This window comes from Vreelandella salicampi, assembly GCF_013415105.1.
GTDB lineage: Bacteria > Pseudomonadota > Gammaproteobacteria > Pseudomonadales > Halomonadaceae > Vreelandella > Vreelandella salicampi.
This window is the reverse complement of record NZ_JACCDF010000001.1, coordinates 108,399-122,700: the sequence shown is the minus strand read 5'-3', so window position 1 is coordinate 122,700 and position 14,302 is coordinate 108,399. Positions and strand designations below refer to the sequence as shown.

The 14,302-nt window shown below is 54.7% G+C and carries 12 protein-coding genes; 9 read left to right on the top strand and 3 right to left on the bottom strand.

The annotated features are described in order from the left end of the window. Positions 1 to 187: 187 nt before the first annotated feature. Both HZS81_RS00605 and HZS81_RS00600 read left to right on the top strand, forming a co-directional pair. A complete protein-coding gene (locus tag HZS81_RS00605) occupies positions 188 to 1,381 on the top strand; it encodes an ATP phosphoribosyltransferase regulatory subunit (protein ID WP_179928620.1) in 1,194 nt (397 codons plus the stop codon). After that, positions 1,381 to 2,673, top strand: coding sequence for an adenylosuccinate synthase (locus HZS81_RS00600; RefSeq protein WP_179928619.1), 1,293 nt, complete (start codon positions 1,381 to 1,383; stop codon positions 2,671 to 2,673). The genes HZS81_RS00605 and HZS81_RS00600 overlap by 1 nt, the downstream gene beginning before the upstream one ends. 28 nt (positions 2,674 to 2,701) lie before the next feature. Here HZS81_RS00600 and cobO read toward each other — a convergent pair whose 3' ends face one another. After that, positions 2,702 to 3,301: a cob(I)yrinic acid a,c-diamide adenosyltransferase gene (cobO, locus tag HZS81_RS00595; protein ID WP_179928618.1), complete on the bottom strand. Its 600-nt coding sequence runs from the start codon at positions 3,299 to 3,301 to the stop codon at positions 2,702 to 2,704. A 228-nt stretch (positions 3,302 to 3,529) separates the two neighbouring features. Between cobO and HZS81_RS00590 the strand changes: the two genes are divergently transcribed. The 4 genes from HZS81_RS00590 to HZS81_RS00575 all read left to right on the top strand — a co-directional run bounded on the left by HZS81_RS00590 (position 3,530) and on the right by HZS81_RS00575 (position 8,630). Continuing rightward, entirely contained in the window at positions 3,530 to 4,015 is a 486-nt protein-coding gene (locus tag HZS81_RS00590; protein ID WP_179928617.1) for a YajQ family cyclic di-GMP-binding protein, read from the top strand. A 116-nt stretch (positions 4,016 to 4,131) separates the two neighbouring features. Next, entirely contained in the window at positions 4,132 to 6,762 is a 2,631-nt protein-coding gene (gene pepN / locus HZS81_RS00585) for an aminopeptidase N (protein ID WP_179928616.1), read from the top strand. Between the two features lie 55 nt (positions 6,763 to 6,817). Next, positions 6,818 to 7,807, top strand: a complete 990-nt coding sequence (yegS, locus tag HZS81_RS00580) for a lipid kinase YegS (protein WP_179928615.1) — start codon at positions 6,818 to 6,820, stop codon at positions 7,805 to 7,807. A gap of 67 nt (positions 7,808 to 7,874) precedes the next feature. After that, the gene (locus tag HZS81_RS00575) at positions 7,875 to 8,630 is read left to right on the top strand and encodes a hypothetical protein (protein WP_179928614.1); all 756 of its coding nucleotides are present in this window, start codon (positions 7,875 to 7,877) and stop codon (positions 8,628 to 8,630) included. 132 nt (positions 8,631 to 8,762) lie between these two features. On the opposite strand, the gene HZS81_RS00570 is transcribed toward HZS81_RS00575, so the two are convergent. Beyond that, complete coding sequence (locus HZS81_RS00570) at positions 8,763 to 8,966, bottom strand: cold-shock protein (protein ID WP_179928613.1); 204 nt, start codon at positions 8,964 to 8,966, stop codon at positions 8,763 to 8,765. 202 nt (positions 8,967 to 9,168) lie between these two features. On the opposite strand from HZS81_RS00570, the gene HZS81_RS00565 reads away from it, so the two are divergent. Further along, positions 9,169 to 9,825, top strand: a complete 657-nt coding sequence (locus HZS81_RS00565) for a LysE family translocator (RefSeq protein ID WP_179928612.1) — start codon at positions 9,169 to 9,171, stop codon at positions 9,823 to 9,825. Between the two features lie 18 nt (positions 9,826 to 9,843). On the opposite strand, the gene HZS81_RS00560 is transcribed toward HZS81_RS00565, so the two are convergent. Continuing rightward, a complete protein-coding gene (locus HZS81_RS00560; RefSeq protein WP_179928611.1) occupies positions 9,844 to 11,820 on the bottom strand; it encodes a transglycosylase SLT domain-containing protein in 1,977 nt (658 codons plus the stop codon). Positions 11,821 to 12,004: 184 nt separating this feature from the next. Between HZS81_RS00560 and HZS81_RS00555 the strand changes: the two genes are divergently transcribed. Both HZS81_RS00555 and htpG read left to right on the top strand, forming a co-directional pair. Beyond that, positions 12,005 to 12,259: a YkvA family protein gene (locus HZS81_RS00555; RefSeq protein WP_338401798.1), complete on the top strand. Its 255-nt coding sequence runs from the start codon at positions 12,005 to 12,007 to the stop codon at positions 12,257 to 12,259. 127 nt (positions 12,260 to 12,386) lie between these two features. Further along, complete coding sequence (gene htpG, locus HZS81_RS00550) at positions 12,387 to 14,291, top strand: molecular chaperone HtpG (RefSeq protein ID WP_179928609.1); 1,905 nt, start codon at positions 12,387 to 12,389, stop codon at positions 14,289 to 14,291. The last annotated feature ends 11 nt before the right edge of the window (positions 14,292 to 14,302 follow it).

The following is a 14,302-nucleotide window of genomic DNA, read 5'->3' as shown; positions in this document are numbered from 1 at the left end:
GAATGCGGGGTTCATCCGGGCGCCAAACATGATAGACTTTGTCAACCGGGCGTCGCCCGGTTTTTTTGTGGCCCGGTTTCTGTGACTCAGGCTTTACGACGCAGCCTTTTTTTGGCCCGTTTTTTTGTCGTCTGATTTTTGTCGCTAGTACCGTAAGCTTTTATTGTCGTCTCGCAGGATTGTTCATATGACCATCGCTGACCGCTGGCTATTGCCCGACGGCATGGATGAGGTGTTACCGCCTCAGGCAAGCCGTATGGAAGAGCTGCGCCGTACGCTGCTGGATCTCTATCATGGCTGGGGGTACGATCAAGTCATGCCGCCTCCCGTGGAGTTTCTAGATTCGCTGCTAACGGGCACCGGTACCGACCTGGATTTGCAAACCTTTAAGCTCACCGACCAGCTGACAGGTCGCATGATGGGTGCAAGCGCCGATGTGACGCCCCAAGTGGCGCGTATGGACGCCCACTCGCTGCGCCGCCAAGGGCCGGTACGGCTTTGCTATTGTACCAATGTGCTACGCGCAAAAGCGGATCAGCATCAAGGCGGTCGTAGCCCGGTACAGGTCGGCGTTGAGCTTTTTGGCCACGCAGGCTTAGAGGCGGATAGTGAAATTATTCATCTCGCGCTGACGAGTTTAACCGCCTCAGGCGCGTGCGAAATTCACCTCGCCCTGGGTCATATTGGCATCTACCGTAGTCTGGTCGAAGCGGCGGAACTTAATCACGACCAAGAGCGTGCTCTATTTGACGCCCTGGCGTTAAAATCGCCGGGGGCGCTCGCTGAACAAGTAAGCGCAAGTGTTGCCGACCCGGCCTTGGCCGCCATGTTTAATGCCTTGGGCGAGCTGCACGGGGATATCGGCGTATTACAACAGGCGCGCGATGTTTTTGCTGGTGCGCCGGTGTCGGTCAAAACCGCACTTGACGAGTTAGATGCCCTCTACCAGAGCGTGTTGGCGAATTTTGAGGTGGATATCTACGTGGATCTGGCTGAGCTACGTGGCTACGAATACCACACGGGTATGATGTTTGCTGCTTACGTGCCAGGCTACGGCAAAGCACTGGCGAAAGGCGGCCGCTACGACGATACAGGTAGAGCCTTTGGGCGAGCACGTCCTGCAACGGGGTTTTCGATGGATCTTAAGCAGCTTGCTTCCCTCGCCCAGGCTTCGCCGACAAAGGGCGCCATCTGGGCGCCATCACAAGCGGATGAAGCATTAAGCTTAGCGATTGCCTCATTACGTGAGCAGGGTGAACGTGTAGTACAGGCGCTGCCAGGGCAGCGTACCGGGCCGGCGGAGCACGGGTGTAACCGCCGACTTGAGTTTATCGACGGTCGTTGGCTGCCAACGACACTGGCACAAGAGACGAGAGCATAATGGGCAAGAATGTCGTAGTACTAGGTACCCAATGGGGTGACGAAGGTAAAGGCAAAATTGTTGACCTGCTGACAGAGTCGGCGTCAGCGGTTGTCCGCTTTCAAGGGGGGCACAATGCCGGTCATACACTGGTGATCGACGGGGAGAAAACCGTTCTCCACTTGATTCCTTCCGGTATCTTGCGCCCTGATAAAACCTGCGTTATTGGCAATGGTGTGGTGCTCTCACCAGAAGCGCTGATTAAAGAGATCCGCGAGTTGGAAGACAAGGGCGTACCCGTACGCAAGCGATTGCGCCTGTCGCCCGCATGCCCTTTGATTTTGCCTTACCACGTGCGTCTTGACCAGGCGCGGGAAAAAGCCCGCGGCGTGGCGAAGATTGGAACAACCGGCCGCGGCATTGGCCCTGCTTATGAAGATAAAGTGGCGCGTCGTGGCTTGCGCCTGGGCGACATGATGCACCGTGAGCGTTTTGCTTCGAAGCTAGGTGAGGTGCTGGACTACCATAACTTCGTGTTGACTAATTATCACGGCGAAGCCGCGGTAGACTTCCAAGAAGTGCTCGATAGCGCCATGCAAATGGCGGAAGAGCTACGTCCAATGGTGGGCGATACCGTGGGGCTTGTGCACAACCTGCGCAAAGAGGGTGAAAATATCCTGTTTGAGGGCGCGCAAGGTTCGCTACTTGATATCGACCACGGCACATATCCTTTTGTGACCAGTTCCAATACTACTGCCGGCGGTACTGCGACAGGCTCAGGTGTTGGGCCGCTTTATCTGGACTACGTGCTGGGTATCACCAAAGCGTATACCACGCGCGTGGGATCTGGCCCGTTCCCGACCGAACTCTTTGACGAGCATGGTCGCCACTTAGCAGAGAAAGGCCATGAATTCGGCGCTACTACGGGGCGTCCACGTCGTTGTGGCTGGTTCGATGCCGTGGCACTGCGCCATGCGGTGCAGATTAACTCGGTTTCTGGGATATGTTTGACCAAGCTTGACGTGCTTGATGGTCTAGAAAATATACGCGTTTGTATCGGTTATCGCAGCAAAGACGGTGATGTGCTGGATACGCCGGTGGATTCTGAAGGTTACGAAGCGATTGAGCCGCTTTACCAAGATTTACCCGGGTGGAAAGAATCCACCCTGGGAATCAAGCGTGTGGAAGATCTGCCCGCTAATGCGCGCTCTTATATCAGTTTCCTAGAGGAGCAGGTGGGTACCAGTATCGATATTATTTCCACCGGCCCGGACCGTATGGAAACCATCGTGCTACGCAATCCATTCGACTAGCGTCTGCTCGTCGTACGCTAGCCTTTCCTCAATAGTCGATACCGCGCCGTGCCTGAATCCCGTTATTAAAGGCATGGCGCACTTCCTGCATTTCCGTCACGGTATCGGCCATCGCCACCAGGTCCCGGTGGGCGTTACGCCCGGTAATGATGACTGTCTGCTCGTGTGGGCGGTTCTCTAGTGCTTGCTTGACTGTCTCAATATCCAAATAGCCAAACTTCAGCATGTAGGTGATCTCATCGAGTACCACGAGATAAACGTTGGGGTCTGACAGCATGCGGGCGGCCTCTTGCCAAACCTCTTGGCAAGCGCGGGTGTCTTCTTCGCGATTTTGTGTATCCCAGGTAAAGCCCGTTGCCATGATCGCGACCTGAAGATTGGCATCGTCTTCTAGGCGATTACGTTCACCACACTCCCACAAGCCTTTAATGAACTGCACTACGCCCACCTTGTAGTCATAACCTAGCGCGCGCGTAACGGTCCCCCAAGCAGCAGTGGTTTTGCCTTTCCCATTGCCGGTATTAATGAGTAGCAACCCGCGCTGCTCGGTGGCGCTGGCGACTTTTTCATCGACGCGGGTTTTGAGTTTTTGCATTGACGCTTTATGGCGCGAATCGCGATCACTCATATGTTTGACTCCTGGATGTGAAAATTGGCAGCTAGTATGCATCAGGGTACGATGGAAATGCATCCTGCAAGATAGGTTTTGTATAGAAAATTTTCTTCTCTACGCCTTATTTATAAAATATTTGTCCAATAAAACTGTTTTCATTATCAAGACGGTGAATGAGAAGATTGGCAGGTAAGCGGGTAGCTGCTCTAGAATGGTGGGCTATCTTTATCCAGGAATTGTCATATGCCCTCGTTTGATATTGTGTCCGAGTTCGATCAACACGAAGCCACCAATGCGGTTGACCAAGCTAACCGCGAGATCCAGTCGCGTTTCGATTTCAAAGGTGTTGATGCCAGCTTTCGTCTTGAGGGCGATAGCGTCCACCTTGAAGCCGAAGTCGATTTCCAGCTTAAGCAGATGCTCGATGTTCTTCGCAACCGCTTGATTGCCCGCGGTATTGATGCACGATGCATGAATGTCAAAGAGCCGGAGCTTTCCGGTGTCAAAGCACGTCAAACGGTGACGCTTAAGCAAGGGCTAGATGCAGCGGAAGCGAAAGATGTCGTTAAGCGCATCAAAGCGAGCAAAGCCAAGGTACAAGCGCAAATTCAAGGTGAAAAAGTCCGCGTGACGGGTAAAAAACGTGACGATCTGCAAGGCATCATGGCGCTACTGAGAAGTGAAGAAGGGCCCGATTTGCCGCTGCAGTTTGATAATTTTCGCGATTAACGCGTCTCTTGCGCGATTGCGCGATTGCGCGATTGCGCGATTGCGCCATTGGCCTATGTCGCGCCACTATTTCACGCTTATATCTAATCGTTGTCTCTAACAAGGAGTCATGCATCATGTCCGCCCCCCAGCCGGTTTATCTTAGTGACTACCAGCCGCCCGCCTATTGGGTTACCCATACCGAGCTGACGTTTGATCTTGACCCCGCCCAAACGCGTGTTAAAGCGCGTTTATCCCTTGAGCGTCACCCGGACGTTGACGCCGCCACGCCGCTTTTCCTTAACGGCGAACAGCTGACGCTCACGTCACTTGCTATTGACGGTAAAACGCTGGATGAGAGCGCCTATCGCGTTGATGGGCAAGGCCTGACCATCTATAACCCTCCTTCAGCGTTTACCTTGGAGAGCGACGTCACGCTCGCACCTGAAGCCAATACGGCGTTAGAAGGGCTGTACCAATCTAGCGGCATGTACTGCACTCAGTGTGAGGCGGAAGGGTTTCGCCGCATCACCTACTATCCGGATCGCCCCGATGTCATGGCGACATTTCGCGTCACGGTGATCGGCGATAAAACCCGCGAACCGGTGCTGTTGGCCAATGGCAACCCGGTAGAGCAGGGCGAACTGGAAGGCAACCGTCACTTTGTTACCTGGGAAGACCCGCACCCTAAACCCTGCTATCTCTTTGCCCTGGTGGCTGGTGATTTAAAGAAAATTGAGGATCACTTCACTACCATGAACGGCCGTAAGGTGACGCTGCAGCTATGGGTGGAAGCGGAAAACGTAGCCAAGACCGATCACGCCATGGCGTCCCTCAAGCGCGCAATGACATGGGATGAAGAGACGTACGGTCGCGAGTATGACCTGGACCTTTTCATGATCGTCGCCGTAAACGACTTCAACATGGGCGCGATGGAAAATAAGGGGCTCAACATTTTTAACTCGGCGGCAGTTTTGACTCATCCGGATACCGCCACCGATGCGGCTTTTCAGCAGGTAGAAGGCATCGTTGCGCACGAGTACTTTCACAACTGGTCGGGTAATCGCGTGACCTGCCGCGACTGGTTCCAGCTCTCATTAAAAGAGGGCTTTACGGTCTTTCGCGATCAGTGTTTCACCGCGGATACCAACTCGGCGCCGGTCAAGCGTATCCAAGACGTGTCGTTCTTTCGTACCGCGCAGTTCGCCGAAGACGCCGGCCCCACCGCGCACCCGGTAAGGCCGGATCATTACATCGAGATCACCAACTTCTACACGCTTACGGTCTACGAAAAGGGCGCCGAGATCGTGCGGATGCTTCGCAATCTGGTTGGTTGGGAGGCTTTTCGCCGCGGTAGCGACCTCTATTTCTCGCGCTTTGACGGTCAGGCGGTGACTATTGAAGACTTCGTTATCTGTATGGAAGAGGTCTCGGGTGTGGACCTTGGCCAGTTTATGCGCTGGTATGAACAGGCCGGTACGCCGGAAATCGACGCCCAAGGCGAGTACGATTACGCCCATGCGGAATATCACTTAACATTGCGTCAGCGCACGCCTGCGACGCCAGGCCAAACGGATAAAGAATCGCTGCATATACCGGTGCGCATGGGGCTTGTCGGCACTAAATCGGGCCAAGATTTAACACTGACGCTTGACGGCGAAAAGCAAGGTAAAGATACCGTCGTGCATCTGCGCGAAGATGAGCAGACCTTTGTCTTTACTGAGGTTGCAGAGGCGCCAGTGCCGTCGCTACTGCGCCACTTCTCCGCGCCGGTTAAGATGCACTTCCCGTACTCGCGGGAAGATTTGGCCTTTTTGTTGACCCATGATAGCGACGGGTTCAACCGTTGGGATGCTGGTCAGCGATTGGCGATGCTTGCTTTGGATGATTTGATTGCGGCCCACCGTAACGGTGTGGAAAAAGTGATGGATAGCCGCGTGACCGACGCCTATCGCGCGCTGCTCGCCACTCCTACCGATGACAAAGCGGTGCTTGCTGAGATGTTGGCGCTGCCCACTGAGGCCTATATCGCTGAGCAGCAGCCGCTGGTGGATATCGATGCCATTCATGCCGCCCGGGAGTTTGTGCGGCAATCGCTTGCCATGGCGCTACGCGATGAGTTTATCGCCGTTTATGAGGCGAATCAGTCAAATGAACGTTACGCGCCAACGCCTGAGCAGATCGGCCAGCGCAGCCTTAAAAACGTGGCGTTGTCATATCTCATGTCGATTGAGGATGAGCAAGCGATTACGTTCTGCCAAACGCAGTTTGAGGCCGAGCATAACATGACCGACGTGCGCCACGCTTTGACCTTGCTGGTCCATAGCGACCGTGATGATCTCGCTTCGCCAGCGCTGAAAGCATTTGGTGAAAAGTGGTCGCACGACCCGCTGGTGATGGATCAGTGGTTTACCATTCAGGTCACGCGCCCCCAAGAGGATGCGCTGGAGCGGGTGAAGCACCTGATGCAGCACCCTGCCTTCTCGCTCAAGAACCCTAACAAGGTGCGCGCCTTGATCGGGTCATTTGCACAAAATCGCATTAATTTTCATCGTCTGGATGGTGCCGGTTACGCGCTATTGGCAGACGTGGTCATTGAGCTTAACCGCTTAAACCCGGAAATTGCCGCTCGCTTGATTACACCGCTGACTCGCTGGCAGCGCTTTGATGAAACACGCCAGGCGTTAATGCACGAGCAGCTAGAACGAATCAAAGCGCAGCCGTTGTCGTCAAATGTTTATGAAGTGGTGGAAAAGGCGCTCGCATAGGCGGCTAGCGACGAGCAGGTAATATCGATCTCGATCCCTACTAAGGAAGCTTAAGGTGAGTGATGCAGCACCGCGTTATTGTCTCGTCGTGAATGGCAAATCCTCGGGCGAGCCCGCGTTAAGAGACGCCGTGACCAAGCAGCGTGATGCTGGCATGGCGCTGACGGTATTTGTCACCTGGGAGGCGGGTGACGCCGCCGATTTTGCCGAACGTGCTGCTATTGATGGCTTTACGCATGTTATCGCTGGTGGCGGCGACGGAACAGTCAATGAGGTGGTTAACGGGTTGATGCGGCTGCCCAAGGCTAAACGACCGGTGCTGGGTATTGTGCCGCTGGGTAGCGCCAATGACTTTGCCACCTCCATTGGCGTGCCATTGGAGCCTGAAGCCGCACTGAAAGCGGTGTGCAAGTGGGATGGGCAGGTCGTCGATGTGGTCCGCGTTAGCGCCACAGTAGAAAATCCGCAGGGCGATGAGCAGTACGCTGATCAGTACTATATCAATATGACCACAGGTGGATTCGGCGCTGAAATTACCTCTTCAACACCGAAACGGTTGAAGCGCTTGTTTGGCGGTGGCGCTTACTCGGTGATGGGCGCGTTGAAAGCCTGGCGTCATTATAGCTATCACGGCACCTTGGATTGGGGGGAAGGCGATGAGCAGACATCGTTATTGCTGTTAGCGTTAGGCAATGCGCGTCAAGCTGGCGGAGGGCAAGTGTTAGCCCCTAAGGCGACGCTCAATGATGGCTACATCGATGTATTGTTAGTGAAGGATTTTTCCTCCATCAAAGTGCTTTCTCAGCTGTTGGAAGAGCTGCGTCAGTTCCCACGGGAAGGACAGTTTGTGCGCTATTTTACCACCACCAAAATGCGCGTGACGACGCGTTCGGGGGGGCCTGCTTGGCCAGTCACGCTTGATGGCGAACCTCGCCACTTTAAAGCATTTAGTGCGGAAGTAGAGCCCCTGGCTATCACGGTAGCGATGCCCGCGGATTCACCGCTACTGGTTTCACAAAATCCAGAGGGTAAAGAGAGCGCTTGAACATAATGCAGGCAAATATTGTGACGCGGGAACATCGCGTGACCTAATGCGGAAGGAGACAAGAGCAATGGCAAACCGGTTTTGGATCCCCACGCTCATGGCAGCGGCACTGCTGCTAAGTGCGTGTGGAGAGAGTGAAGAAGTGGCAGATTCTGCCCCGGAAGATGACGTCACCGTAAGTGAGACAGCGGAGCAAGACAGCGCCGCGACGCCGAATAACGAAGCGCCTGAAGAGTCTTCCGAGCAGCCGACGCAAGTTGAGCAGTCGTCACAAGCGGAACAAGAAAACGAGGTTAGCGAAGAGGCGGAAGCAACGGCTGCTGAAGATGTCCAGGCAGATGAAGATACGCTATCCGCTGATCCTTCAGAAGCGCTAGAGGAAGAAGGTGGGCTACCAGGTGAGGTCACATCTTCAGACGTGGATGACGTCATTGCTGAGACCGAGCGCCGTTTTGACGAGGCGCAGCAGCGCTTAGACGAGCAGTTCAAAGAAGTCGAAAACCAAACGGAGGCACTGAACCCTGAAGAATTAGATCTCGATGAGCTGGAGGAGGATGTCTCCGCGGATTGGGATGCCGAGATGGACCTACCAGACAGCAGTCTTCCTGACTCCACCCAGCAGGAGGGCGAATTAGGCGAAGATGACGTTCAGGCTATGATCGAAGAAACCGAACGTCGTTTTGAAGAGGCGCAGCAGCGCTTAGATGAGCAGTTTCAAAAGTTAGAAGAGGAAAGCCCAGCAACCCAAGAGGCGATGGAAGAAAGTAGCACTGATACCACGGCTGAAAGCGGAAAGGCCTCTGCCGAACGCGAGTCGCCATAAATGGGGTGAAGTTAAAAAGCCTGAAGGTAAATTTAAACGTAAACAGGCCCGCGAATGCGGGCCTGAGCACTTTTTCTTCCACAGACGCAGATTTTTTATTCTGCAAATCCTACGGAGGATTAATATCCGTGCTTATTCAGGGCGGATATTAGAGGCCTGAAGGCCTTTTTTGCCTTGGGTGACTTCAAACGTCACTTTTTGGCCATCTTGTAAAGACTTAAAGCCTTCAGCCTGAATTTCGGAAAAGTGGGCAAACAGATCGTCACCGCCGTCATCGGGTGAGATGAAGCCGTAACCTTTCGTGTCGTTAAACCACTTAACTGTGCCAGTTGCCATTATCGAGTTCCTTACTTGCTTGATAGTAATGCGAGCAATGCGTTTGCCTGCTCGCTACCTTCAATGTAGATGCAAAAAAAACAGACGTCCAGCGCTGAGTACATGAATTTTGCGTTAGGAGAAAGCTGCTTTCATCAATCGAAAGCGGTATGTTGGCAGCAGCAAAAATATCATCCAACCGTCAACCAAGTGGGGTAGCAAGATGGTCGAGTGGGGCTTTATCGATAGCCAGTTTTGGCCTTTTTTGATCGCAATTACGCTGCTTTCATTAAGCCCCGGTGTGGATACGTTACTGGTGATTCGCAATACGGCTCGCGGTGGCGTGGCGGACGGTGTAGCAACAAGCGTAGCCATCTGTTGTGGGCTGTTTGTTCATGCCACGATTTCAGCGCTGGGCATTTCGCTCATTCTGCTGCAATCCGCATGGGCGTTCCATGTGCTCAAACTGCTGGGGGCGGCCTATTTGATTTGGTTAGGCATCAAAAGCCTGGCGGCGGCGAGGAGCGGGCAGAGGTTGCCGGTAGAGGGCATGCTGCACTCAAGCTCGCCGGTGCCTCGGTGGCAGCCCATGAAAGAGGGGCTGCTCTCCAATGTGCTCAACCCGAAAACGGTTATCTTTTATATGGCGTTTTTGCCGCAATTTATCGCCCCAAGCGACCCGGCACTGCTTAAATCGTTGTGGCTTGCCAGTATTCACTTTGTGATCGCCAACCTGTGGCAAATCAGCGTGGTGATAATGGTCGGCGGGGCGAGTAAGTGGCTTGCCAGTGCGCGCTTTGCCCAGTGGCTTAATGGGCTCACAGGCGGCGTGTTGGTACTGTTTGGCATCAAATTGGCGCTGGAGCAGCGCCCGACTTAGGCGCTGTCGTGAAAACGCCTAGTGTTTAGCTAACAGTGAATCGTCGTAACGCACGTGTTGCTCAGCCGGGTTGAGTAGCGAAATTTGCGTGGTATCGCCGTCTTTTGCGAGCGCGGCAAAAATCACCCGATAGGCTAGAACGGCCTGAACGTAATCGCGGGTTTCGCGATAAGGAATGCGTTCGACAAAAAGGTCAAAGGCTTCCACACCTTGCTCTTCGAGCCACCGGTCGACACGGCTCGGCCCCGCGTTGTAGGCAGCGGTAGCGGCCAAACGGTTTCCGCCATAACGCTTAAGTTTGTCGCGCAAGTAAGTGCTGCCCAGGCGAATATTGAGCTCGGGGTCTAACACGCCATACGGGCCAGGGTCGGAGAGCCCAATTTCTCGACTGACTTGCGCCGCAGTACCAGGCATCAGCTGCATTAGCCCTCGTGCGCCAGACGGGGATAGTGCTTGGGGGTTATACGCGCTCTCGCGGCGCGCAATCGCCATCAATAAGTAGGGATCGACGCCACTTAAACGCCCCCAGTGTAAGAACTGATCCGCATAAGCTTGGGGGAAACGCCACTCAAGGGCATCCCATAGGCCCCCGGCGATAGTCGTTTGCACGAGCAGCGCGTGCCACTGCTGATGGTCGGCATAGTCTGCGAGGGCAAGAGCCTGCTCACGCGTGGCATTGCGTACGGTGTGTAGCCACTCGCTATAAGCTAAGCCTTTTTCACCGATACGCATTAGCGCCTCGGCGCGCTTGATGGCAGGAATAGCTGCCACGTTTTCGCGCGACGCGTTATCAAAACGGTGCTGCGCTAAATTCAAGCTAAATGGCTGACCTATGCGCTCGGCGGCGGCAAAACCGTAAAAGCTGCGGTCGCTCGCGGCGTTTTGATAATGCGCTTGTGCTGCGTCATGGTTATTGAGCTGCTCGTTGGCACGGGCAAGCCAGTACTGCCAACGGCTGGAAGTTTGCTGCTCGCTCTGCATGGCGGCAATCCAGTGCAGTGCATCAGCCCATTGGTGCTGGCCTAGCGCCCGGCGTACCCGCAGCTCGAGAACGCGCTCGCTATCAAGCTGGGCAAGCTGGCGGTCGACCCACGCTAGTGAGTCGGGTATTTCTCTTACCAGGGCGTAAAACGCAAGCTCTTCTTCTATGGCGTGCTGTACGTCATAGGGCAACGTAAGCGCTGGGGCAATCTCGCGCCACGTCTCAAAGGCGGAAGCGGTGTCGTCGCGAGTGAAACGCCACATGGCCGCGCGGTAAAAACTGGGTGTGGCGGCGCAGCGGGGGCCAAGACAGGCTGGCGCTTCGCGCAGCGCCTCGGCATCATTCACATCGCTTACGGTTTCTTTGGCTGTGTGCCAGTCACCATCGAGTAAGCCGCCCAGATACACTTTTAAGCGCGTCTCGCCAGCCTGCCAAGCGAGCATCTTGCGCTCCCAAATGGCGGTGGCGTCAATATCGCCGCTAGCACGTAGCCGGTTGAAAAGCGTGTCACAGGCGCTGGGCTGTGAATGGCCAACCTGCCATAGCGCTTGGCCACCCTCAGAAGCGCGCGCGGGGTTGGTTTCCAAAAGCGCGGTGTAGTAGTAACACTGACGTTCGCTGCCGCTGGGTTCGCCGTCTGCAACGGCACGCAGATCAGCCCACTGTTCGGCCTCTCCGTACTGGGAAATTGCTTGGCCGCGGAGCCACTCGCTTAAGGGGGAATCGCGGTGGGTGTCGATATAGGCGTTAACGCGTTTGGGGGATACCTCGGGAAGTTGCCCGCGTAGGCGGTGGTAGTGGATGTAGCCGCTTAAGATATGCTCGTCGACCGCTTCAAGGTCAATACGCTCCCAGCGCTGATCGCGGGCATTGGCGAGGGCCTTGCGCATATCGTCATCAGAGAGTGCAATAGCGCTGGCGGGCGCGCTTAAGGCCACAATGCTTAGCACCGTGGTTGCCCGCAGTACCCAGCGATCAAGCGTGAACAGAGAAACTAAACGTGAGCTGCGCATTAAAGTGACCTCAACATGGCGAATAGATAATCAGACTGAACGAAAATAGCCGCAGCGTTTCTCATCCGTAAATGACAGAGCGTAAAGAGAGACTATGAACCCATTATCAAGCTGGTGGCTAGTGCGTCGAATAAAATCTCGTGGCTGGGTTTTAAAACGTGTCATCCGCGCATTGAAGTGGTTTATGCCTATGACGCGCGATGTGATTCGTGGGGACTTTCGCCCTGTCCCTTGGCGTGCGTTTGGGCTGATGGCATTGGCACTAGGCTACCTGATTATGCCGTTTGATCTCATCCCGGATTTTCTTGTTCTAGTGGGAGTTCTCGATGACGTCATGATTGTCGGCTGGTTGCTTAATCGTGTTGATGGGCAGCTGGAAGCGTACCGTTTGTGGAAACAGAATAAAGACAAGCAAGACACACCGCCCTCTGCCGCTTGAAAAGCGCTGACTTAGCCCCATATTGGTTTTCACTTAACCCATTTAGCGGCGCGTGAGGCCCAGCTTTCACGCGTCGCATGTGAAAACACCCATTTAACACTCCATTTGATCGTTGAGGGCTAAGAGAATGACCACCGCGACCCACGAAGAAACGCTAGGTTTTCAAACGGAAGTGAAGCAGCTTCTTAATTTGATGATCAACTCGTTGTACTCCAACCGGGAAATCTTTCTGCGCGAGCTGATCTCTAACGGTGCGGATGCCTGCGACAAGCTGCGCTATGCCGCCCTTGATAATGATGCGCTGTATGAAGGCGACAGCGAGCTGCGCATTGAGATCGAGCACGATACGGAAGCGGGCACGGTGACGGTACGCGACAACGGTATCGGCATGGATCGCGACGATGTGATCGCCAACCTAGGGACGATTGCGCGCAGTGGCACGGCAGAGTTTCTTAATCAGCTCTCCGGCGAGCAGCAAAAAGACGCCAAGCTAATCGGCCAGTTCGGCGTGGGCTTTTATTCTGGCTTTATCGTCGCCGACGAAGTCACGGTACGCACCCGCAAGGCAGGCACCGCCGCTGATGCTGCCGTAGAGTGGCATTCTAAAGGCGAAGGCGAGTTTACCGTCGCCGATATCGAGCGTGACAAGCACGGTACAGAAATCGTTTTGCACCTCAAAGAGGATGCCAAAGAGTTTGCCGACGATTTCCGTCTGCAAAACCTCGTGCGCAAGTACTCTGATCACATCGAAGTGCCGGTACGCATGCCCAAGACTGAAACCGCTAAGGATGACGAGGGCAACGAGATCGAAGGTAGCGAAGTCACGACCTGGGAGACCGTCAACGAAGCGACAGCGCTGTGGGTGCGCCCCAAAAGCGAGATTTCCGACGACGAGTATAAGGCGTTCTACAAGCACGTCGCCCACGATTTCACCGACCCGCTGACATGGAGCCACAACAAGGTAGAAGGCAAGCTGGAGTATACGAGCCTTCTTTATGTGCCCAGCCGGGCGCCGTTTGACCTTTATGAGCGCGACGGGTCGCGCGGGGTAAAACTCTACGTTCAGCGCGTTTTCATCATGGATGACGCGGAACAATTCCTGCCGCTTTACCTGCGCTTTATTAAGGGTGTGCTAGACACGCGTGATCTGTCGCTTAACGTCTCGCGCGAGATTTTGCAGCAGGACCCGAAAGTCGACAAGATCAAGTCCGCGCTCACCAAGCGCGCGCTGGATATGCTCAAAAAGCTCGCCAAGGACAACGAGCAGTACCAGACCTTCTGGAACAACTTTGGCAGTGTGCTGAAAGAAGGCTCGGGCGAAGACGTTGCTAACCGCGAGAAAATCGCCGGGCTTCTGCGCTTCTCGACGACCCACACTGACAGCACGACCCAAGATCAGTCGCTGGCTGAGTATGTCGAGCGCATGAAAGAGGGTCAGCAGAAGATTTACTACATTGTCGCCGAAAGCTTTAACGCGGCGAAAAACAGCCCACATCTGGAAATCTTCCGCAAGAAAGGCATCGAAGTGCTGCTGCTCAATGACCGTGTCGATGAGTGGTTGATGAGCCACCTTACCGAGTTCGACGGCAAGGCATTTGCTGATGTCGCCAAGGGCGAGCTTGACCTGGGCGATGTGGAAGATGAAGAGGAAAAGAAAGCCCAAGAAGAGACCGCTAAAGCGAAAGAAGACCTCGTTAAGCGTGTACAAGAGGCGCTCGGTGATGGCGTGCAAGAAGTGAAGGTGACGCATCGCTTGACCGATTCACCTGCGTGCGTCGTGCTTCCTGAACACGAGATGGGCTTTCAGATGCGCCGTATCATGGAGGCCGCCGGCCAGCCGCTCCCCGAAGTGAAGCCGATTTTAGAGCTTAACCCCGAGCACGCGCTGGTATCACGCTTAGAGAGTGCAGACGGCGATTCCTTTAATGAGCTCGCCCATATCTTGTTGGATCAAGCGATTATCGCCGAAGGCGGGCACCTTGATGACCCAGCGGCATACGTCAAGCGCCTCAATAGTGTTTTGACGGCATAAGCGTATTGGCT